Source organism: Arthrobacter sp. Dra40 (assembly GCF_059091905.1).
Window position 1 is genome coordinate 18,478 of record NZ_JBNHHB010000004.1, and the last position, 21,286, is coordinate 39,763.

The 21,286-nt window shown below is 65.7% G+C and carries 16 protein-coding genes and 2 tRNA genes; 16 read left to right on the forward strand and 2 right to left on the reverse strand.

Annotated features, from left to right (window positions below):
- The first annotated feature begins 279 nt into the window (after positions 1-279).
- The 8 genes from AC5RWT_RS03295 to AC5RWT_RS03330 all read left to right on the forward strand — a co-directional run bounded on the left by AC5RWT_RS03295 (position 280) and on the right by AC5RWT_RS03330 (position 7,464).
- Positions 280-350: transfer RNA gene (locus AC5RWT_RS03295), tRNA-Gly, on the forward strand.
- A gap of 134 nt (positions 351-484) precedes the next feature.
- A tRNA-Pro gene (locus AC5RWT_RS03300) sits at positions 485-557 on the forward strand.
- 54 nt (positions 558-611) lie between these two features.
- On the forward strand, positions 612-2,069 hold the full coding sequence (tig, locus tag AC5RWT_RS03305; RefSeq protein ID WP_494079127.1) for a trigger factor: 1,458 nt from the start codon (positions 612-614) through the stop codon (positions 2,067-2,069).
- Between the two features lie 457 nt (positions 2,070-2,526).
- Entirely contained in the window at positions 2,527-3,144 is a 618-nt protein-coding gene (locus AC5RWT_RS03310) for an ATP-dependent Clp protease proteolytic subunit (protein WP_127513857.1), read from the forward strand.
- A 40-nt stretch (positions 3,145-3,184) separates the two neighbouring features.
- Positions 3,185-3,856 carry an ATP-dependent Clp protease proteolytic subunit gene (locus AC5RWT_RS03315; RefSeq protein WP_494079128.1) on the forward strand — a complete coding sequence of 224 codons (672 nt, stop codon included), beginning with the start codon at positions 3,185-3,187 and terminating at the stop codon, positions 3,854-3,856.
- 207 nt (positions 3,857-4,063) lie between these two features.
- Positions 4,064-5,356, forward strand: a complete 1,293-nt coding sequence (gene clpX / locus AC5RWT_RS03320; RefSeq protein ID WP_494079129.1) for an ATP-dependent Clp protease ATP-binding subunit ClpX — start codon at positions 4,064-4,066, stop codon at positions 5,354-5,356.
- Between the two features lie 58 nt (positions 5,357-5,414).
- The gene (gene clpX, locus AC5RWT_RS03325; RefSeq protein ID WP_494079130.1) at positions 5,415-6,710 is read left to right on the forward strand and encodes an ATP-dependent Clp protease ATP-binding subunit ClpX; all 1,296 of its coding nucleotides are present in this window, start codon (positions 5,415-5,417) and stop codon (positions 6,708-6,710) included.
- A gap of 133 nt (positions 6,711-6,843) precedes the next feature.
- Positions 6,844-7,464 (forward strand): mycothiol-dependent nitroreductase Rv2466c family protein, encoded by a 621-nt coding sequence (locus AC5RWT_RS03330; protein WP_494043597.1) that lies wholly within the window; start codon positions 6,844-6,846, stop codon positions 7,462-7,464.
- Between the two features lie 350 nt (positions 7,465-7,814).
- Here the strand turns inward: AC5RWT_RS03330 and valS are convergent, their stop codons facing one another.
- Positions 7,815-10,439 (reverse strand): valine--tRNA ligase, encoded by a 2,625-nt coding sequence (gene valS, locus AC5RWT_RS03335; protein WP_494079131.1) that lies wholly within the window; start codon positions 10,437-10,439, stop codon positions 7,815-7,817.
- Between the two features lie 93 nt (positions 10,440-10,532).
- On the opposite strand from valS, the gene AC5RWT_RS03340 reads away from it, so the two are divergent.
- The 8 genes from AC5RWT_RS03340 (at position 10,533) to ndk (ending at position 20,234) form a co-directional block, all read left to right on the forward strand.
- On the forward strand, positions 10,533-10,901 hold the full coding sequence (locus tag AC5RWT_RS03340; RefSeq protein WP_494079132.1) for a DUF488 domain-containing protein: 369 nt from the start codon (positions 10,533-10,535) through the stop codon (positions 10,899-10,901).
- Between the two features lie 244 nt (positions 10,902-11,145).
- Positions 11,146-11,460, forward strand: coding sequence for a hypothetical protein (locus AC5RWT_RS03345; RefSeq protein ID WP_494079133.1), 315 nt, complete (start codon positions 11,146-11,148; stop codon positions 11,458-11,460).
- 169 nt (positions 11,461-11,629) lie between these two features.
- Positions 11,630-12,373 carry an SDR family oxidoreductase gene (locus AC5RWT_RS03350; RefSeq protein WP_494079134.1) on the forward strand — a complete coding sequence of 248 codons (744 nt, stop codon included), beginning with the start codon at positions 11,630-11,632 and terminating at the stop codon, positions 12,371-12,373.
- A 146-nt stretch (positions 12,374-12,519) separates the two neighbouring features.
- On the forward strand, positions 12,520-14,220 hold the full coding sequence (locus AC5RWT_RS03355; RefSeq protein WP_494079135.1) for an HNH endonuclease signature motif containing protein: 1,701 nt from the start codon (positions 12,520-12,522) through the stop codon (positions 14,218-14,220).
- A gap of 416 nt (positions 14,221-14,636) precedes the next feature.
- Positions 14,637-17,918: an isoleucine--tRNA ligase gene (gene ileS / locus AC5RWT_RS03360; RefSeq protein ID WP_494079136.1), complete on the forward strand. Its 3,282-nt coding sequence runs from the start codon at positions 14,637-14,639 to the stop codon at positions 17,916-17,918.
- Between the two features lie 13 nt (positions 17,919-17,931).
- The gene (locus tag AC5RWT_RS03365; protein WP_494079137.1) at positions 17,932-19,284 is read left to right on the forward strand and encodes a bifunctional folylpolyglutamate synthase/dihydrofolate synthase; all 1,353 of its coding nucleotides are present in this window, start codon (positions 17,932-17,934) and stop codon (positions 19,282-19,284) included.
- 8 nt (positions 19,285-19,292) lie between these two features.
- Positions 19,293-19,754, forward strand: coding sequence for a DUF4233 domain-containing protein (locus tag AC5RWT_RS03370; RefSeq protein ID WP_494079138.1), 462 nt, complete (start codon positions 19,293-19,295; stop codon positions 19,752-19,754).
- A gap of 63 nt (positions 19,755-19,817) precedes the next feature.
- Positions 19,818-20,234, forward strand: coding sequence for a nucleoside-diphosphate kinase (gene ndk / locus AC5RWT_RS03375; protein WP_127513711.1), 417 nt, complete (start codon positions 19,818-19,820; stop codon positions 20,232-20,234).
- A 122-nt stretch (positions 20,235-20,356) separates the two neighbouring features.
- Here ndk and AC5RWT_RS03380 read toward each other — a convergent pair whose 3' ends face one another.
- On the reverse strand, positions 20,357-21,031 hold the full coding sequence (locus AC5RWT_RS03380) for a vitamin K epoxide reductase family protein (protein WP_494079139.1): 675 nt from the start codon (positions 21,029-21,031) through the stop codon (positions 20,357-20,359).
- Positions 21,032-21,286 lie beyond the last annotated feature (255 nt).

Genomic DNA, 21,286 nt, shown 5'->3' on the forward strand with positions numbered 1-21,286 from the left:
AGGCAGGGGATATACACCCTGCCTTCGCAGCTAAACCCCGCCCTCGGCGGCAAAACCCTGTCCTCACCGGTGCGTTGCGCGCTGGGGCTGGGGAGGCGGCGCAAGAGCGGCGCGGATTAGTTGGCCCGCTAGCCCGACTGCTAGGGCAGGGTCCATAGGCCCTGTCCTCGACGCTTGACCCTGCCGTGCAGGAGTCAGTAGGGACGCATGGTTTCCCCAGCAGCGGCCCGGCCGATTTGTTGAACGGGGCCGCCGTCGTGCTAAAGTTTCAACGTCCTCGGGGATGTAGCTCAATGGTAGAGCCTCAGTCTTCCAAACTGATTACGCGGGTTCGATTCCCGTCATCCCCTCGCAGTGAGAGGCGGTCCAGTAGGGCCGCCTTTTCTGTTAGCGGCTGCGGTGCCAGGGTTTCATCGGCGCAGCGGCACCGCGGAACGTAATTGTGCAGCAGGCCGGGATAGCCCGTAGACTTGCGTGTGCACTACGGGGCGTAGCGTAGTGGCTAGCGCGCCTGCTTTGGGAGCAGGAGATCGCAGGTTCGAGTCCTGTCGCCCCGACTCTGTATTCTTGGTGCAGATTTAACCCCTATAGCTATCAGGAGTCCTAACGCTGTGAAGAGCGCTGTCGAAACCCTCACCCCCACCCGGGTCAAGCTCAACGTTGAGGTCCCCTTTGAGGAACTCAAGCCCAGCATCGACGCGGCGTACAAGACCATCGCGGGCCAGATCCAGGTTCCCGGCTTCCGCAAGGGCAAGGTTCCCGCCAAGCTGATCGACCAGCGCGTTGGCCGCGGCTACGTGATCGAGACCGCCATCAACGAGGGCCTGAACGGCTTCTACCAGGGCGCCATCGAAGAGACCGGCATCCGCCCGCTGAGCCGCCCCGAGGTTGAAATCACCGAGGTCCCGGATCCCACCGCCACCGAGGGCCAGCTGGCCTTCCACGTGGAGGTTGACATCCGCCCCGAGATCGAGCTGCCCGAGTACGCCGGCCTCGAGGTCACCGTTGAGGCCACCGAGGCTTCCGAAGAAGACGTGCAGAAGGCGCTGGACGACCTGCGCGGCCGCTTCGGCACCCTGAAGACCGTTGACCGTCCGGCCGCTGCCGACGACTTCATCACCATGGACCTGTCCGCCAAGGTGGACGGCGAAGAGGTTGATTCCGCCGCCGACCTGTCCTACCAGGTAGGCGCCGGCACCATGCTGGAAGGCCTGGACGAAGCCGTCACCGCGCTGAGCGCCGGCGAAGACGCCACGTTCGAGACCAAGCTGGCCGGCGGCGAGCACGCCGGTCAGGACGCCACCGTCACGGTGAAGCTGAAGGCCGTCAAGGAGCGCGAGCTGCCCGAGGCCGACGACGACTTCGCCCAGCTGGCGAGCGAATTCGACACCATCGCCGAGCTGAAGGAAGACCTGGCCAAGCAGGCCGCCGACGCCAAGGTCATGGAGCAGGGCATCGAGGCCCGTGACAAGGTGCTGGACAAGCTCATGGAGCTGGTCGAGGTCCCGGTGCCGGATTCCGTCGTCGAAGAGCAGATGGAACAGCACTTCCGCGCGGAAAGCAGCCACGGTGAAGACCACGACACCGAGGAGCACCGCGCCGAGGTCCGCGAGAACACCGCGAAGGCCTTCCAGAACGAAATCGTGCTCGACGCCGTGGCCGACAAGGAAGAGCTGGGCGTCAGCCAGGCCGAACTGATCGATTACATCGTCTCCTCCGCCGGCCAGTACGGCATGGACCCGAACCAGTTCGCGCAACTGCTGGACCAGTCCGGCCAGGTCGGCATGATGGTGGGCGAGGTCCGCCGCCGCAAGGCGCTGGCCAAGGTCCTGGAACTGGCCAAGGTCACTGACACCAACGGCAACGAGGTTGACCTGAGCGACTTCGTCCGCCCCGCCGGCGAGGAAGAGCCGAACGTCGAGGACATGATCCAGGCTGCCGAAGCCGAGGCTGCTAACGCCGACAGCGCGGAGAGCGGCGACGAAGCCGAAGCAGACGCCGCCGACACCGAGTCGATGGAGGACACCGACGCTGCCGAAGAGGCCGCCGAGGAAGCTCCGAAGAAGTAGCGGCACTGCCGCAGGACGGACCGCCGGACTCCCGCAAGGGGCCGGCGGTCCGCCGCTTTAACTCCCGTGCACGACGGCGGTGCCCGCCTCGGGCATGACGTGGCGCCAATGCGCGCACGACGGCGGTGCCGCCTCGCCTCTGAAGGGTTGTACGAAGGCGGTGCCTGGTGCGGGCGCGCGACTTTCGGCCCGTTGGAAAAGGCGCGTTGAGCGCGTGGTGAACGGCCCTGCGGAAGGCAAGCTCCGGCGTCGTTATTCTGCTGCAGGCAGAGGTTTTCCCGCGCCAACACTGGCCTGATGCGCCGTCAGCGAACAGTGCGTCGTCAGGGAGGAATCGGGCAGCCGAACACGTTACTGTCCAAGTAGATAAACGACCCGAGGGCCGCCGGATGACGGAATGGCCCGGGGAAGAAGCGAGAGGTATTTCAGCATGTCGAATGAATCCGCCACTCCGAAGATGGCAACGGTCGAGGCCGCTAGCCGCGAAGACTACATCTACAACCGGCTGCTCAAAGAGCGCATCATCTGGCTCGGTTCCGAGGTGCGGGACGAGAACGCCAACGCCATCTGCTCGCAGCTGCTGCTGCTCTCGGCCGAGGACCCGGAAAAGGACATCTACCTCTACATCAACTCGCCCGGCGGCTCGGTCACGGCCGGCATGGCCATCTACGACACCATGAAGTTCATCCCGAACGACGTGGTTACCGTGGCTACCGGCCTGGCGGCGTCGATGGGCCAGTTCCTGCTGTCCTCGGGCACCAAGGGCAAGCGCTACGCCACCCCGCACGCCCGGATCCTGATGCACCAGCCGTCCGGCGGCATCGGCGGCACGGCATCGGACATCCGGATCCAGGCCGAGCTGATCCTGCACATGAAGCAGGTCATGGCCGAGCTGACCGCCGAGCAGACCGGGCAGACGGTTGAGCAGATCCTGATCGACAACGACCGCGACAAGTGGTTCACGGCCGAGGAGGGCCTGGCCTACGGGTTCTTCGACAAAATCTCCGCCCACGCAGGCGGCGTCACCGGCGGCGGCGGGACGCAAAGCGACTCCGCCTCGACGACGGAATCCTGAGCCCACGCGCCACCGACCCGAATACAAGCAGGAGAATCTCATGAACTACAACTTCGGTGCCGCTGCCGGCGGTCACGCCGCGAATATGCCGCAGAGCCGCTATGTGCTGCCCCAGTTCGAGGAGCGCACGCCGTACGGCTTCAAGCGCCAGGATCCCTACACCAAGTTGTTCGAGGACCGCATCATCTTCCTGGGTGTCCAGGTGGACGACGCCTCTGCCGACGACGTGATGGCCCAGCTGCTGGTGCTTGAGTCGACGGACCCGGACCGCGACATCACCATCTACATCAACTCGCCGGGCGGTTCGTTCACCGCGATGACTGCGATCTACGACACCATGCAGTACATCCGACCGGAAATCCAGACCGTGTGCCTGGGCCAGGCTGCCAGCGCTGCTGCCGTGCTGCTGGCGGCTGGTACGCCGGGCAAGCGTTTGGCCCTGCCGAACGCCCGGGTGCTGATCCACCAGCCGGCGCTGGGCGGCGGCGAACGCGGCCAGGCCTCCGACCTGCAGATCCAGGCGGACGAAGTCATGCGGATGCGCGCCTGGCTGGAGAACGCGCTGGCCATGCATTCGGGCAAGGATGCGGCCCAGGTTAATAAGGACATCGAGCGCGACAAGATCCTCACGGCCGATGGCGCCCTGGAATACGGGCTGATCGACCAGGTGCTCGACTCCCGCAAGATCCACAAACCAGCGATCACCAAGTAATACCGAGTAAGATTGCCGGATTGCCTTCACTGCCCGTGGCGCGTCATATCGCACCACGGGCAGTGTGGTTACTGAAACTGTCGGCGCAGTGAATTAGAGTTGGTGTCAGCTAGCTTCGGCAGCGCAGCACCAACTCGGCATTCTAGGCGGGGTTGAGACTGCAATGCCGCAGCAAGTGCCGACGTAGAACCAAGTAAGGGGACGGATATGGCTCGCATAGGTGAGAGCGCTGACCTGCTCAAGTGCTCTTTCTGCGGCAAGAGCCAGAAACAGGTCCGGAAGCTGATCGCCGGCCCCGGCGTGTACATCTGCGATGAATGCATCGAGCTGTGCAACGAGATCATTGAAGAGGAGCTGGCCGAGGTTTCGGACTTGGGCAGCTTTGAACTGCCCAAGCCGCGCGAAATCTTCGATTTCCTGCAGGAGTACGTGATCGGCCAGGAGCCCGCCAAGCGCGCGCTGGCCGTGGCGGTCTACAACCACTACAAGCGCATCCAGTCCGGCCATGCCCCCAAAGGGACGGCCAACCTCTCCGATGCCAGTCCGCTGGAAGACGTAGAGGTCTCCAAGTCCAACATCCTGCTGATCGGCCCCACCGGCTGCGGCAAGACCTATTTGGCGCAGACGCTCGCTCGCCGGCTCAACGTTCCCTTCGCCGTGGCAGACGCCACCGCGCTGACCGAGGCCGGCTACGTGGGCGAGGATGTGGAGAACATCCTGCTGAAGCTGATCCAGGCCGCCGACTATGACGTGAAGAAGGCCGAGCAGGGCATCATCTACATCGACGAGATCGACAAGATCTCGCGCAAGAGCGAGAACCCGTCGATCACCCGCGACGTCTCCGGTGAAGGCGTGCAGCAGGCCCTGCTGAAGATCCTGGAGGGAACCGTGGCCTCGGTTCCGCCGCAGGGCGGACGGAAGCATCCGCACCAGGAATTCATCCAGATCGACACCACCAACGTGCTCTTCATCGTGGCCGGTGCCTTCGCCGGGCTGGAGGAGATCATCGGGTCGCGGGCCGGCCGCAAGGGCATCGGCTTCGGCGCCCCGCTCAAGGACGCGGCAGCGGAAAAGGACAGCTACGGCGAGGTCATGCCCGAGGATCTGCTGAAGTTCGGCCTGATTCCGGAGTTCATCGGCCGTCTGCCGGTGATCACGACGGTGTCCAACTTGGACCGCCCGGCACTGATCAAGATCCTCACCGAGCCGAAGAATGCCTTGCTGCGGCAGTACCAGAAGATGTTCCAGCTGGACGGCGTTGAACTGAGCTTTGAGCAGGATGCCCTGGAAGCAGTGGCTGACCTCGCGCTGGAGCGGGGGACCGGTGCCCGCGGGCTCCGGGCGATCATCGAAGAGACCCTGCAGCCAGTGATGTTCGACCTGCCCAGCCGCGAGGATATTGCCTCCGTGGTGATCACCGCCGACGCGGTGCTGAACAAGACGGAGCCGACGCTGATATCCCACGACGTGGTGGCCAAGCGGCGGAACAAGTCCGCCTGACACTGCACCACCGACCACCACCGGACGACCGCTCGAGGACCAGACAAGGGGACACACTATGGCCCGCACCGCCGGAAGCGCGGAGCTTCTCACCTGCTCGTTCTGCGGGAAGAGCCAGAAGCAGGTCAAGAAGCTGATCGCCGGCGGCGGCGTCTACATTTGCGATGAATGCGTCGGGCTGTGCAACGAGCTGCTGGAGGAAGAATTCGGTGCCGGCGTGGCCGCCTCTGAATTGCTGGAGCTGCCCAAGCCGCGGGAAATCTTCGGGTTCCTGCAGGAATACGTGATCGGTCAGGAACCGGCCAAGCGCGCCCTCGCGGTGGCGGTCTACAACCACTACAAGCGCATCCGCTCCGGCCACGCGGCCCCGGGCAACGCCGCGCTGGCCGCCGCCGGCGAGCTGCAGGACGTGGAGATCGCCAAATCTAACGTGCTGCTGATCGGTCCCACCGGCTGCGGCAAGACCTACCTGGCCCAGACCCTGGCGCGCCAGCTGAACGTACCGTTCGCGGTGGCCGACGCCACGTCGCTGACCGAGGCCGGGTACGTAGGCGAGGATGTGGAGAACATCCTGCTCAAGCTGATCCAGGCCGCGGACCATGACATCAAGAAGGCCGAGCAGGGCATCATCTACATCGACGAGATCGACAAGGTGACCCGCAAGGGCGACGGCCCGTCGATCACCCGGGACGTCTCCGGCGAAGGCGTGCAGCAGGCGCTGCTGAAGATCCTGGAAGGAACCGTAGCTTCGGTGCCGCCGCAGGGCGGACGAAAGAACCCGCAGCAGGAGTTCCTCCAGATCGACACCACCAACATCCTCTTCATTGTTGCCGGCGCCTTCGCCGGGCTGGAAGAGATCATCGGCTCGCGGGCCGGCCGCACGGGTATCGGCTTTGGCGCCCCGCTGAAGGACGCCGTCCAGCAGCAGGACAACTACGGCGAGGTCATGCCGGAAGACCTGCTCAAGTTCGGGCTGATCCCGGAGTTCATCGGCCGCCTGCCGGTGATCACCACGGTGTCCGAACTGGACAGGCCGGCGCTGATCAAGATCCTCACCGAACCGAAGAACGCGCTGCTGCGGCAGTACCAGAAGATGTTCCAGCTTGACGGCGTCGAGCTGGCCTTCGAGCAGGACGCACTGGAAGCCGTCGCCGACCTGGCGTTGGAACGGGGAACCGGCGCCCGCGGTCTGCGCGCGATCATGGAAGAGACCCTGCAGCCGATTATGTTCGACCTGCCCGGCCGCGAGGACATTGCCACCGCCGTGATCACCGCGGCGACGGTCCTGAACGGGACCGAGCCCACGCTCATCCCGCACGATGTGGAAGCCATCCGCCGCCGCGACTCTGCCTGACCGCGGAGCCGGTGCGGCCGTACGTGCGTCGCAGCCAGCTGCCGCGCGCTGTGCCGTGGCGGAACAAATCCTCCGGCGGCGCAGTTACGCAGAACAGCACCCATAACCGGTCCTCATGAAGGAGCACTGCCATATGTCTGAAAACGCTGCACCGTCCACCGTCGACTTCTGGTTCGATCCGGCCTGCCCGTTCGCCTGGATCACCTCCCGCTGGATCCTGGAGGTGGAGAAGGTCCGCGACGTGAAGGTGGACTGGCACGTGATGAGCCTGGCCGTGCTCAACGATGGCCGCGATGAGCTGCCGGAAGAATACAAGGAGTTCCTCAAGCAGGCCTGGGGGCCGGTGCGCGTGATCATTGCCGCCCAGCAGCTGCACGGCGATGCCTACGTCGGGAAGCTCTACGACGCCATGGGCACCCGCATCCACAACGGCGGCAACAAGGACTACGAGTCCGTCACCGCCGCCGCCTTGGAAGAGGTCGGACTGCCCGCTGACCTGGCCCGCTTCGCCACCTCGGACGAGTACGACGAGCAGCTGCGCGCCAGCCACGAGGAAGGCATCTCCAAGGTGGGCGACGAAGTCGGAACCCCGGTGGTGGCCTTCAACGGCACAGCCTTCTTCGGACCGGTGATGACGCGCATTCCGCGCGGTGAGGCCGCCGGCAAGATCTTCGACGGCGCCGTGGCGCTGGCCGACTTCCCGTACTTCTACGAGATCAAGCGCTCCCGGACGACCAGCCCCGAATTCGACTGATCGGTTCCGCCGGACCCATCGGCGGCGATCAACTGCCTCAAGCCGACGCGCCGTAGCCAGCCTGAAATTAAATTCGGCGAGCTATGGCGTGTCTGCTTGCGCAGGAGTATAAATATCTATACGCATCCACCAAAAGATGCGGGACCGAACACCAAAGATTCAGTGACAAGTAGTGGACTAGCTCCACAAACTGCCAGCCAGTGACGAGGCTAGGAAGACCTGAAAATCAGCGGAGTTCGCGAGACCCAAAGCCGTCACCTTTGGATCAAAAGAGTCGAAGCCCCACCAACGGCGAAACGCTGATGGGGCTTCCCCTCGTTAACGGGTCCGCCTGAACGGCCCGGCGGCGGTTACTCGGCCGCAGCCTCCGCGGCGGCAAGCTCCACCTTGGTGACGGTCAACTCGCCCTCGGCCTCGGCCAGCATGACCTCGCGGGCATTGCCGGCGGCCTTCAGGTCGCCCAGCCCGGCCTCCAGCTGCGCAACCTGGGCGGCCGACCCGCTGATCGTGGCGGTGAGCACTTCGGTGCGCTGCTTGACCTTGGCTTCCGACTTGGCCTTGCGGATCCCGCCCAGCGCCAGCCCGACGGTGCCCAGCAGGCCCTTGTCCGCGCCGGAGGCAACCGAGGCGAGCCCCGCCGTCGTCGGCCATTCGGCACGGTGCACGGAACCGGCGCGCCACCAGCTCCAGACCTCTTCGGTGGCGAAGGGCAGGAACGGCGCGAACAGGCGCAGCAGCGCGTCCAGCGTGGTGGCCAGGGTGGCCAGGACCGAGTCCTGCTCCGCCTGGCCGGCGGCACCGTAAGCGCGGTCCTTGATCAGTTCCACGTAGTCGTCGGTGAAGGACCAGAAGAAGCTCTCGGTGACCTGCAGTGCCCGGGCGTGGTCGTACTTCTCGAACGCCGCCGTGGCGGTTTCCACCACGTCGGCCAGCTGGCCCAGCAGCGAGATGTCCAACGGGTTGGTGACCACAGCCGCGTCGTCGGCAATCACCGACGCCTCGGTGGCGCCCAGGTTCAGCACGAACTTGGAGGCGTTGAGCAGCTTGATCGCCAGCCGGCGGCCGATCTTCATCTGCGCGACCTCGTAGGCGGTGTCCGCGCCGAGCTTGGCGGAGGCCGCCCAGTAGCGGACCGCGTCCGCACCGAACTGCTCCAGCACGTCGGTGGGGACCACCACGTTGCCCTTGGACTTGGACATCTTCTTGCGGTCCGGGTCCAGGATCCAGCCGGAGAGCGCCGCGTGCTTCCACGGCGCGCAGCCGTTCAGTGCATCGGCGCGCACCGCAGTGGAGAACAGCCAGGTGCGGATGATGTCGTGGCCCTGCGGGCGGACGTCGAACGGGAAGACGTTGTTGAAGAACGCCTCGTCCCGGCTCCACTTGCCCACAATCTGCGGCGTCAGCGACGAAGTGGCCCAGGTGTCCAGCACATCCGCGTCGCCGATGAAGCCGCCGGGCTGGTTGCGCTGCGACTCCTCGAAGCCCGGGGCGGGCTCGGCGGCCGGATCGACCGGCAGCATCTCATCGCTCGGCAGCACCGGGTTGTCGTAGTCGGGGTTGCCGGAGGCGTCCAGCGGGTACCAGACCGGGATCGGCACACCGAAGAAGCGCTGCCGGGAGACCAGCCAGTCGCCGTTGAGGCCTTCGATCCAGTTTTCGTAGCGCGAGCGCATGAACGCCGGGTGGAACTCGATCTCCCGGCCGCGGCCGATCAGCCTCATCCGCCGGTCCTCGTCCCGGCCGCCGTTGCGGATGTACCACTGGCGCGAGGTGACGACCTCCAGCGGCTTGTCGCCCTTTTCGTAGAAGTTGACCGGGTGGGACATCTTCTTGGGTTCGCCGTCCAGCTCGCCGCCGGCGGTCAGCAGTTCCACCACCTTCTCCTTGGCGGAGAACACGGTCTTGCCGGCCAGCTCTGCATAGTTCGCCGTGCCCTCTTCGGTGGTGATCCACTCCGGCGTCTCGGCCACTATCCGGCCGTCGCGGCCCACGATCGAGCGGGTGGGCAGCTGCAGTTCGCGCCACCAGGTCACGTCGGTCAGGTCGCCGAAGGTGCAGACCATGGCAATGCCGGCGCCCTTCTCCGGCTTGGCCAGCGGGTGGGCCTTGACCTCTACCTCCACGCCGAACAGCGGGGACTTCACGGTGGTGCCGAACAGCTTCTGGTAGCGCTCGTCGTCGGGGTGCGCCACCAGCGCCACGCAGGCCGGCAGCAGCTCGGGACGGGTGGTCTCGATGTGGACCTTCTCGCCGTCGGCGGTCTCGAAGGCGTAGCGGTAGTAGGCGCCGGGCATCTCCCGGTCCTCAAGCTCGGCCTGCGCGACGGCGGTGCGGAACGTGACGTCCCAGAGCGTGGGGGCCTCGGCCATGTAGGCGTCGCCGGCGGTCAGGTTGGCCAGGAAGGCGCGCTGCGAGACCGAGCGTGACACGTCGTCGATGGTGCGGTAGGTCAGGTCCCAGTCCACGGACAGGCCCAGCGTGCTGAAGAGGTTCTCGAAAACCTTCTCGTCCTCCACCGCCAGGGTCTCGCAGAGCTCAATGAAGTTCCGGCGGGAGACGACGTCGAAATCGCGCTGGTTCTTCGCCGGCGTGGCCGGCGGCTGGTAGTCCGGGTTGTACGGCACCGACGGGTCGCAGCGCACGCCATAGAAGTTCTGCACGCGGCGCTCGGTGGGCAGGCCGTTGTCGTCCCAGCCCATCGGATAGAACACGTTCATCCCGCGCATCCGCTGATAGCGGGCCAGCACGTCGGTCTGGGTGTAGGAGAACATGTGTCCCACATGCAGCGAGCCGGACGCCGTCGGCGGGGGAGTATCGATCGAGTAGACCTGCTCCCGCGTGGTCTCAGGGTTGAACTTGTAGGTTCCCTCCCCGCGCCAGCGCCGGGTCAGGGCGTCCTCAAGGCCTTCGAGGGCGGGCTTGTCGGGAACGTTTACGGAAACGGGCGTGTCTGTGCCCGGGGTATGTTCTGCCATGCTGGCCATTCTTTCATGCCGGGCACGGAATGAAGATTCACGACGGTGGTGCCCGCCCTACCTGCCCCGGCCCGCCTCGCGTAGCATGCGGCTATGACGGACGTTCAGATCAAGCGGGTCTACGAACCGGCCGACGACGGCGACGGCTACCGGGTGTTGGTGGACCGGCTCTGGCCGCGCGGGATCAAGAAGGACGATGCGGGGCTGGACCTCTGGCTGAAGGAAGCGGGGACATCCGCCGAGTTGCGCAAGGAGTTCAGCCACCAGCCCGAGAAGTTCGAAGCGTTTACGGTGGCGTACCGCAAGGAGCTGGACGGCTCCGAGGCGCTGAAGCGCTTGCTGGAGCTGGCCCGCGAGCATCCGAAGCTCTGCCTGCTCTACGGCGCCAAGGATGAGACGCACAACCAGGCGGCGGTGCTACGGGACTTGATCCTGGAGGAACTCGGCAGGGAATCCGGCTGACATGCGGCGGCGGACGGGGGAATCGCGTGGTGCCGGCCGCCCGCGGGATCGGATGACTCGAGTCGGGGGCCGCCGCACAGGTGGCAGCGCACGGGGCGCCGCCGTCCTGGCCATCGTGGTTGCAGTGGTTCTGGGCGGTTCCATGGCGGGGTGCGGGGTTATCACGGGGCTCGCGGCTCCGCCTTGTCTTCCGCCGGACTATTCCGTGAGGCCTGCGGAGGCGACTCCGGGGCAGACTGTAAAGGTGTCTGCGCCGGACGCCGGCTGCGACCCGCGCTACGGCGCCGAGGCACAGATTGAAGTGATCGTGACAGATGCTTCCGGTGCAGAAGTTCTCCACGAAACCGCTCCAATGAACGACGGCGGCGGCTTCACTTATACATTTACGGTTCCTTCCGAAACTGCGGCCGGCGAGGCCTCGGTGACCGCGCTGCCCTACAACATCGACTGGTGTGATGACACCGGCCGGAACAACCGCGTTTCGGGCGCGGCCGCCGGCGTCGAACTCGAGCGCGTATCGTGCGCGATGCCGCTGAAGCCACTCCTGATCACCCGATAGACCCTGCTGATCATTCGGTCATTGCCCATGCGCTCGGTGAGGTACTCTTTCCCGCCACTCAGCCACTCCTCGGCCTAGCAATGACGAACGGATCCCGAAGCATTCCATCGGCTCGCAGCGGCGTCGTCCTCGTGAGCCTCCGTTTTCGTTCGCCATTAGGCTGTGATCCATGACGAAGCGCGCAGTAGTAACGGGAGCAAGTTCGGGTATCGGCGCCGCCACCGTGCGGGCGCTGCGCGGAAGCGGTTGGGAGGTCGTGGCTGTGGCGCGGCGTGCAGACCGGCTCGCCGCGCTCGCAGAAGAAACCGGCGCAGTGGCGCTGCCCGGCGATGTGACCGACCAGGACTCTGTCGATCAGTTAGTGGCCGATGTGCTCTCGGGCGGTGGGATCGACGCGCTGGTGAATATCGCCGGCGGCGCCTTCGGAGTGGATTCGATCGCCGAAGGAAAGTCCGCCGACTGGGAAAAGATGTACAACGTCAATGTCCTCGGCTCGCTGCGGATGATCCAGGCGTTCCTGCCGGCCCTGCGGGAGAACGGTGAAGGCTCGGTCGTGCTGCTGACCTCCACCGCGGGGATCGTCGCTTACGAAGGAGGCGGCGGCTACGTGGCCGCTAAGTTCGCCCAGCACTCCATGGCCGGTACCCTGCGGCTGGAGGAGGCCGAACACAACGTGCGCGTGATCGACATCCTGCCGGGCTTGGTGCAGACCGAAGAGTTCTCGCTGAACCGTCTCGGCGGCGATCGGACGGCAGCGGACAAGGTGTACGCCGGTGTGGAGAAGCCGCTGCTGGCCGAAGATGTCGCCGACGTCGTGGCCTACTCTCTCAATGTGCCGCACCACGTGAACCTTGACCAGATCGTCATGCGCCCGGTGGCGCAGGCCGCCGCCCACAAGCTGATTCGGAAATAACGGTAGGGCTTCGGACCTGTCCGGGGTCGGACTCGCCTAGCTAGCACTCGTTTCTCCCGGGACAGCACGGCCTGCACTCCAGCGACTATCCCTACACAATCGGGGAATCCGATTGCTTCGAATCTGTGTTCGAAGAAAAATGGAGTATGGCCATTGCACCGCTCGAACAAGACCCGGGGATACTTGCTTCCCTGGACCGAGTGCGCGTCGACTTGGCCAGCGGGGCGGGCGGCTTCGTCGCTGGAATGGACCAGATGTCCACCCGCGAACTGGCAGCGACTGTTGCGGTTGTTGAGGACATCTCCAAGCTCGTGGAGTTCTTCCAGCTGGCAGGAGCATGGGCAGTAGAGCGGGCCGATGTTGCCCGTGTAGGGGAGCGGGACGGACTTTTCGGAGGCCCTGCGGTTGCTGATTGCCGCGCCGCGGAATCTTCACCGGCTGGTGGCTCAGTCCCTGCTGCGGGTGCCGACACGGGGGAGCCCGGTTGGGCTGATCCGGCGGAAGCATTGAGCGCCGGCACCGGTCCGGACGGATCTGACGGGCAGGGAGCGGAGAAGGGCGAGGACGGCAGCGCCCGCAGGGGGACGGAGTTCCGCACGAATGCCGAGTATTTGCGGGCTCGACTGGGGATCGGTGCGGCCGAGGCAGAGCGGCGGATCAGGGTGGGTCAGGCTGCGCTCGCCGGACGGCTGCCTTCAGGCGAGCCCGGGAGCGTCCGGCTGCCGGTGCTTGGGAAGGCCTTGGCAGAGGGCCGAATCGCGGGCCGGGCGGCCTCGCTGATCACTGATGCGGTGGCGCGGGTGCGTCCGACTGCCGGGGTGGATACTGCGTCGGAGATGGAAGCGGCGCTGGTGCTTCAGGCGGTAGAAGCCGACCAGGACGTGTTGGGCAAGGTGGCCAGGATGTGGGAAGCGGCCGCAGACGCGGCCGGGAAGGAGCCTTCCGAGGCGGCGCTGCGCGCGAAGCAGGGTGTGTTCTATCGGGGGCGGCGCGGGGGGCTGCACTACTTCACTTTGGCGGCCGATGACGCTCAGTACCAGGCGTTGGCGACGGTGATGAACACGGCGACCAATCCACGGCTGGCCGGGGAGAACATCACTGCCGGCAACGGCACGGGCGTTGCCGGCGGCACCACTGTCGACGGGGATGGCGAGGTGCCGGGGACCGCTGCGTTCTTGCCCGCTCCCGCGACCGGGACAAACCATACTGTGTTCGAGGATGGAACGACGGATCCGGATGCCGCGATGTTGGATCCGCGTTCGTTTGCGCAGAAGCAGTTGGCCGGTCTGGTGGCCGGGTGCATGGTGGCTTTGTCTGCTGGCAGGCTGCCGGCCACCGGCGGGCACCGCGCACAGATCATGGTCACCACCGGTTTCAAGGAACTCGCGGGCCAATTGATGGGCCCGGCGCACCCGGTGTTCGGCCATCCCATCTCGGTCAAGACGGTGCGGAAACTGGCGTGCGACGCGTCGATTATTCCGGTCGTGCTGGGTTCGCAGAGTGAGGTCCTCGATCTGGGCCGCGCATCGCGGTTCTTTACCCCGGCGGTCCGCAAGGCGCTCGCCGTACGGGACTGCGGATGCGCGTTTCCCGGCTGCACGATGCCGGCGGTCTGGTGCGAGGCGCATCACATCGTGCCTTGGTACCGGGGCGGGCGGACAAGTGTAAACAACGGCGTGTTGTTATGTATCTTTCACCATGACCTGGTCGAACAAGGCGACTGGGAGATCGTGGTCGAATACGGCATCCCCTGGTTCATCCCGCCCGGTTACATCGACCCACACCGCCGCAGAAGACGCAACGGATACTGGCGCACCAAAGTTCTGGATGTGTTGGCGGTTCAGTGAGGACGGCGGGCAGGCGAACCTGGCATCTGCGGCCTCGCCGGCAATAAGACAGGCAAGCCTGCCGCGGGTCCAGAGCTTTCGGCCGCGCTGCCGGCCGTGCTGCCGGGCGTTTCGACAGCCGCGGCGATGTGGCCCTAAACTTGAGCTACAAGCTTCGACCCGGCCATCACCGGTGAGCTTCCGGAAGAACGGTCCACACAGCAACACCGGGCCTAGTAGAGCCGGACGGGTAAGCCCGTCACAGCAGCGAACGAGTGGCTGTCCCTTTGCACCGGTTTCGGCGCATCAGGCCAGCAAGTGAGGTGGTACCGCGGGTTCCGCCCCGGCAGCAGGTTCGGCTTTCAAGCCGCACCGGTGCGCTGGAGCAGGGCACGTCCTCGCAGAAGTACCCACACTTGCCGAGCTGTCTTTCCAGGATGACGAAAATGCCACTGATCTATCCCAAGGCCTCCACCGCCGGCGCTGCCGCTGCCGAGAGCTCGCCCAAGTTCCCCGAGATCGAGGAACTGGTGCTCAAATACTGGCAGCAGGACGGCACTTTCCAGGCCTCCGTCGATGCCGGCGAAGATGGCGGGAACGAGTTCGTCTTCTACGATGGTCCGCCCTTCGCCAACGGGCTGCCGCACTACGGCCACCTGCTGACCGGCTACGTCAAGGACCTGGTGGCGCGCTACCAGACGCAGCGCGGCCACAAGGTGGAGCGCCGCTTCGGCTGGGACACCCACGGCCTGCCCGCCGAGTTGGAAGCCATGAAGCAGCTGGGCATGACGGACAAGAACCAGATCGTCGCCATGGGCATCGACAAGTTCAACGATGCCTGCCGCACGTCCGTGATGAAGTACGCCGATGAATGGCAGAACTACGTTACGCGCCAAGCTCGCTGGGTGGACTTCGAGAACGACTACAAAACGCTCAATGTCGAGTACATGGAGTCGGTGATCTGGGCCTTCAAGCAGCTGCACGAGAAGGGCCTGACCTACCAAGGCTTCCGCGTGCTGCCATACTGCTGGCGGGACGAGACTCCGCTGTCCAACCATGAGCTGCGGATGGACGACGACGTCTACAAGATGCGCCAGGACCAGACGGTCACGGTCACCTTCCCGATCCGGGCGGACGGCTCGGAGAACCCCTTGGCCGCGGAACTGGCCGGCGTCAATGCACTCGCCTGGACCACCACGCCCTGGACGCTGCCCACCAACGCAGCGCTCGCCGTCGGCCCTGAAATCAACTATGTGGTGCTGCCGGCGGGACCGAACGGAACCCTGGCTTCCGGGGACAAGTTCATGCTGGCCGAGGACCTGCTCGGCTCCTACGCCAAGGATCTGGGGTACGACGACGCCGCTGCCGCCACCGAAGCGGTCACCGCCACCTACGCCGGCACCCAGTTGGCCGGCCTGCGCTACGAGCCGCTGTGGGATTACTACACGGACGCCGAAAAGTGGGGCACCGGCAATGGCTGGCAGATCGTAGTGGCCGACTACGTGACCACCACCGACGGTACGGGCCTTGTCCACCAGGCTCCGGCGTTCGGTGAGGACGACCAGAAGATCTGCGAGGACCACGGCATCCCGGTGATCGTGTCCGTGGACGAGGGCGCCAAGTTCCTGTCCAATTTCGCCGAGGGCCCGCTGGCCGAGATCGCCGGCATGCAGGTGTTCGAGGCGAACAAGCCGATCACCCGCGTGCTGAAGGCCGAGGGCCGGCTGGTCCGGCAGGCCAGCTTCGAGCACAGCTATCCGCACTGCTGGCGCTGCCGCACGCCGCTGATCTACCGCGCCATCTCGTCCTGGTATGTGGAGGTGACCAAGTTCAAGGACCGGATGGTCGAGCTCAACCAGCAGATCAACTGGATCCCGGAAAACGTCAAGGACGGCCAGTTCGGCAAGTGGCTGGAGAACGCCCGCGACTGGTCCATCAGCCGTAACCGGTTCTGGGGCTCGCCCATCCCGGTGTGGGAATCGGACAACCCGGACTACCCGCGCCGCGAGGTCTACGGCTCGCTGGCCGAACTGGAGGAAGCGTTCGGCACCCTGCCGCGCAATCACGACGGCGAGGTGGACCTGCACCGTCCGTACATTGATGACCTGGTCCGACCCAACCCGGACGACCCGACCGGCCAGTCGATGATGCGCCGGGTGGAGGATGTGCTGGACGTCTGGTTCGACTCCGGCTCCATGCCGTACGCCCAGGTGCACTACCCGATGGAGAACAAGGACTGGTTCGATAGCCACAACCCGGCGGACTTCATCGTCGAGTACATCGGCCAGACCCGCGGCTGGTTCTACACCATGCACGTGCTGGCCACCGCGCTGTTCGACCGCCCGGCGTTCCGCAATGTGATCAGCCACGGCATCGTGCTCGGCTCGGACGGGCAGAAGATGTCCAAGAGCCTGCGCAACTACCCGGACGTGTCCGAGGTGCTGGACCGCGACGGTTCCGACGCCATGCGCTGGTTCCTGATGGCGTCACCGATCCTGCGCGGCGGCAACCTGATTGTCACCGAGCAGGGCATCCGCGACGGCGTCCGCCAGGTGATGCTGCCGCTGTGGAACGTTTGGCACTTCTTCAAGCTCTACACCAACTCCGCGAACAACGGCGCCGGCTTCGAGGCGGGCTCCGTCCTCGGCGACACCGCCCGGATCGATGGGATGGAGTCGCTCGACCGGTTCATCCTGGCCAACACCGGGGACCTGGTCCGCGACATGACCGCCGCGCTGGACGCCTACGACGTCTCCGGTGCCTGCGATGCGCTGCGCGAGTACCTGGACACGTTGACCAACTGGTACATCCGCCGCTCCCGCCAGCGGTTCTTCGACGAGGACCGCGACGCGTTCGACGTGCTCTACACCGCGCTGGAAACCGTGTGCCGCGTGGCCGCTCCGTTGCTGCCGCTGGTGACCGAGGAGATCTGGCGCGGCCTGACCGGCGGACGTTCGGTCCATCTGACCGACCTGCCTGACGCCGGTGAGTTCCCGCAGCTTGCCGAGCTGGTGGAACTGATGGACACCACTCGGCAGATCTGCTCGTCCGGGTCAAGCCTGCGCAAGGGAGCGAACCTGCGGGTGCGACTGCCGCTGGCCTCGCTGACCGCGGTGGTCCCGGGCGCCGAACGGCTCTCGGGACAGTACGCGGTGATGATCCAGGACGAACTGAACATCAAGTCCGTCCGGCTGATCGACGCCGCGGACGCCTCGCCGGAAGAGTTCGGCATCTCGCAAAAGCTGGTGGTCAACGCCCGGGCCGCCGGACCGCGGCTGGGCAAGAACGTGCAGCAGGCCATCAAGGCGGCCAAGTCCGGTGACTGGTCGGTGGACGACGCCGGTGTGGTCACCGCCGGGGGACTGGTGCTGGAGCCGTCGGAATACTCGCTGGAAACGGTGGTCGCCGAGGACGCCGCCGCAGGTGCCGCAGTCACCATGCTGCCCGGCGGTGGCTTCCTGGTCCTGGACACCACCGTGACCGCGGCACTGGAAGCCGAGGGCGTGGCGCGCGACTACGTGCGCACCATCCAGCAGGCCCGCAAGGACGCCGGACTGGTAGTCAGCGACCGCATCCGCACCACGGTGACGGCAGACCAGTCCGTGCTGGACGCCCTCACCCTGCACCAGGGGCTGGTCTCGCAAGAAACCCTCACCGTGGACCTTGTCCTGGTGGCCGGAGACGGCGATGCCGTGTCCGTGGAAAAGACCGGATCCTGAAGGGACACCGACCATGAGTGACGAATTCGGCGTTGAGAGCGTCTACGCAGAACTGCTGGGCCGCGCCCCGGAAAACAAGATGGAACCGCGGATGGAACCGCTGTTCCGTGCGATGGACATCCTGGGCGAACCCAACAAGGCCTTCGCAAGCATCCACCTGACCGGGACCAACGGCAAGACGTCCACGGCGCGGATCATCGAGGCCGGCCTGCGGGCACACGGGCTCCGCACCGGCCGCTATACCAGTCCGCACCTGTCCAAGGTCACCGAACGGATCAGCATCGACGGCGAGCCCGTCGCGGACGAGACCTTCGTCCGGGTCTGGGACGAGATCCGGCCGTACCTGGACATTGTGGACCAGGAGCTGAACGCCGAGGGCGAACCGCGGCTGACCTACTTCGAGTGCGTGACCATCCTTGCCATCGCCATCTTCGCCGACGAGCCGGTGGAAGTGGCGGTGGTCGAGGTCGGCCTGGGCGGCATCACCGACGCCACCAACGTGGTGGACGGCCAGGTCTCGGTGGTCACCCCGATCTCGCTGGACCATACGGAGCTGCTAGGGGACACCACCGCGGACATCGCGCGGGAGAAGGCCGGCATCATCAAGAGCGGTGGCTTCCTGATCAGCGCCGCGCAGCCGCTGGACGCAGCCGAGGTGCTGCTGGAACAGGCGCGCGACATGCAGGTGCCGTTCCGCTTCGAAGGCGTTGAATTCGGCGTCGAGTCCCGCATGGTGGCGGTTGGCGGGCAGCAGTTGACCATCAATGGGCTGGCAGGCCGCTACGAGGACCTGCTGCTGCCGCTGCACGGCGCGCACCAGGCCCAGAACGCGGCGGTGGCCGTGGCTGCGCTGGAGGCGTTCCTCGGCGGCGGAGAGAAAGAGCTGAACGTCGAAGTGCTCCGCGAGGCGTTCCTGGAGGTCACTTCGCCGGGCCGGCTGGAGGTGGTCCGGACCGCGCCCACCATCATTGTGGACGCCGCCCACAACCCCGACGGGATGAAGGCCAGTGCGCAGGCCATCCTGGAGGCGTTCAACTTCACCACGCTGGTCCCGGTGGTCGGGGTGCTGCAGGAAAAGGACGCCATCGGACTGTTCCAGCAACTGCGCGAGCAGCTCAAGGATCTGACCGACGAAGTCTGCGTCACCGCGTCCAACTCGCCCCGGGCCATTCCGGCCGAGCAGTTGGCCGAGGACGCCATGGCCGCCGGATTCCCCGAGGACGCCGTCCACATCGCGCCCCGGCTGGACGACGCTATCGAATGGGCCGTGGCCCGGGCCGAAGCCAACAACGACCTCTCCGGCGGCGTGCTGATCACCGGGTCCATCACCCTGGTCGCCGACGCCCGAATCCTGCTAGGAAAGTAACAAGATCCATGGCCAAACTGACCAAAGCCCAGCGCGAATGGCGCCCGGACACGCCCAAGAAACGGCGCTCGATCAAGACCATGTTCGCCTCCACGGTGCTGCTGCTGGAAGCCTTCGTTGCCTTCTTCGCCACGCTGGTGGTGTTCGGGCTCTACCGCGATGAGGTCGCGCCGGCACTGATCCTGGGGCTCGGCATCGGGCTCAGCGTCCTGCTGGTGCTCTGCTGCGCGCTGCTGCGCCGCCCCGCCGGCTACGCCATCGGCTGGGGCCTGCAGGTGCTGCTGATCGCCACCGGCATCGTCGAACCGGTGATGTTCGTGGTCGGGCTGCTGTTCGCCCTGTCCTGGTGGTACGCGGTACGCACGGGCGGCCGGCTGGACCGCGAGAACGCACAGCGCGACGCCGAACAGGCGGACTGGGAGCGCCAGCACGGCGGGGAGGCAGGGGCCGCGGGCGGCGACGTCCGCTGAGCAGCCGCCAGCCCGTCCCGTAGGATAAAACGGGGTTAATCGTGAAGCGACAGAGGAGAAATTGTGAGCGTTGAACGCACACTGGTACTGGTCAAGCCCGACGGCGTATCCCGCGGTCTCACCGGCAGCATCCTGGCCCGCATCGAGGCCAAAGGCTACACACTGGCCGAACTGAAGCTGGTGGAGCCCACCCGCGAGCTGTTGGAAAAGCATTACGAAGAGCATGTCGGCAAGCCGTTCTACGAGCCGCTGGTCGAATTCATGCTCTCCGGCCCGGTGGCCGCCGCCGTGTTCGAGGGGCATCGTGTGATCGAGGGCTTCCGGTCGCTGGCCGGCACCACCGACCCCACCACCGCCGCTCCCGGCACGATCCGCGGCGACTTCGGCCGCGATTGGGGCGTGAAGGTGCAGCAGAACCTGGTCCACGGTTCGGATTCACCGGAGTCCGCCGAGCGCGAGATCGGCATCTGGTTCTCCTAGGCTGAGCGCAACTAGGCTCAGCGCAACGCACAGAGGCCGCGACCCCGAACGGGGACGCGGCCTCTGGCCGTTTAAGACGAAGATCAGCGCACGAAAAAGCGCACGAAAATAGCGCAGAAAAATCAGCCCAGGAACGCGTCGATGAACGCCAGGAAGATGGACCCGGCGGTCACGATCCACAGCAGGGCGGTAATGGTCCAGGCCCAGCTGCCGGCAAAGCGGACCACGCCCGTGGGCGCCTTGATGACCCCGTGCGCCAGGTTCCGCGCCGTGGTGTGGACCATCATCGCGATCATCGCGGCCCACACGCCCATGCAGTACAGGCACAGGATGTGGATGTCGTAGAGCGCCTGGCTCCACAGCCAGACGACGAAGGTGAAGCCTAGCGTGACGCCGGTCTGCAGGCCGATCCAGTACCAGCGGCGGAACCGTGCCCCGGCAAGGATCGCCACCGCCGTCGTGATGGGAACCGCGAAGGCGACGATGCCGATCAGCGGGTTGGGAAAGCCGAAGAGCGAGGCCTGCCAGTGCAGGAACACCTTGCCGCAGGAAACCCACGGGTTGATGTCGCAGCTGGTCACATGGTCAGGGTCCTGATAGGTGGCCAGCCGCTCGAGCACCAGGATGCCGGACATGATCCAGCCGAAGACGCCGGTGGTCAGCAGCAGCCAAGCGAACGGTTTTTCCCGGGCGATGCCGGGAACCTCGCTGTCCGGCCGGTGGCCGGAGGCGGTGGAGGCCAGGGATGTGGAGGGTTGCGCGTCGATGTGCACCGTGTTCCTCGAGCTCGGGGGCAATTGGCTCGATTCTACGCCGGAGGGAAAGGCTAATACTCACCAAAACGGACCCGGTGTGAGAGAATGATCGTGGCTGATAGCGGCCCCACATGCCGCTATTGGTCCAGCGACAGGCTTCCAGGTCCGTCGGCGATGCTTCCCGAACAAGGAGCCCATCAATCCGGATGGGCGCTGGGAATCCGCCGGGCGGCCCTGCCGGTGAAGAGAAGATAGATACGGCAGACGGAAAAGCGCCGCTGGTCCCCGGGTGTGCCG

Bases quoted from the DNA above. Each gene is read 5' to 3' on its own strand.
- AC5RWT_RS03315 (WP_494079128.1), top strand. From the start codon at position 3,185: ATGAACTACAACTTCGGTGCCGCTGCCGGCGGTCACGCCGCGAATATG.
- AC5RWT_RS03355 (WP_494079135.1), top strand. From the start codon at position 12,520: ATGGCCATTGCACCGCTCGAACAAGACCCGGGGATACTTGCTTCCCTG.
- ileS (WP_494079136.1), top strand. From the start codon at position 14,637: ATGACGAAAATGCCACTGATCTATCCCAAGGCCTCCACCGCCGGCGCT.
- valS (WP_494079131.1), bottom strand. From the start codon at position 10,439: ATGGCAGAACATACCCCGGGCACAGACACGCCCGTTTCCGTAAACGTT.
- clpX (WP_494079129.1), top strand. From the start codon at position 4,064: ATGGCTCGCATAGGTGAGAGCGCTGACCTGCTCAAGTGCTCTTTCTGC.
- AC5RWT_RS03365 (WP_494079137.1), top strand. From the start codon at position 17,932: ATGAGTGACGAATTCGGCGTTGAGAGCGTCTACGCAGAACTGCTGGGC.
- AC5RWT_RS03330 (WP_494043597.1), top strand. From the start codon at position 6,844: ATGTCTGAAAACGCTGCACCGTCCACCGTCGACTTCTGGTTCGATCCG.
- clpX (WP_494079130.1), top strand. From the start codon at position 5,415: ATGGCCCGCACCGCCGGAAGCGCGGAGCTTCTCACCTGCTCGTTCTGC.
- AC5RWT_RS03340 (WP_494079132.1), top strand. From the start codon at position 10,533: ATGACGGACGTTCAGATCAAGCGGGTCTACGAACCGGCCGACGACGGC.
- AC5RWT_RS03350 (WP_494079134.1), top strand. From the start codon at position 11,630: ATGACGAAGCGCGCAGTAGTAACGGGAGCAAGTTCGGGTATCGGCGCC.
- AC5RWT_RS03310 (WP_127513857.1), top strand. From the start codon at position 2,527: ATGGCAACGGTCGAGGCCGCTAGCCGCGAAGACTACATCTACAACCGG.
- AC5RWT_RS03370 (WP_494079138.1), top strand. From the start codon at position 19,293: ATGGCCAAACTGACCAAAGCCCAGCGCGAATGGCGCCCGGACACGCCC.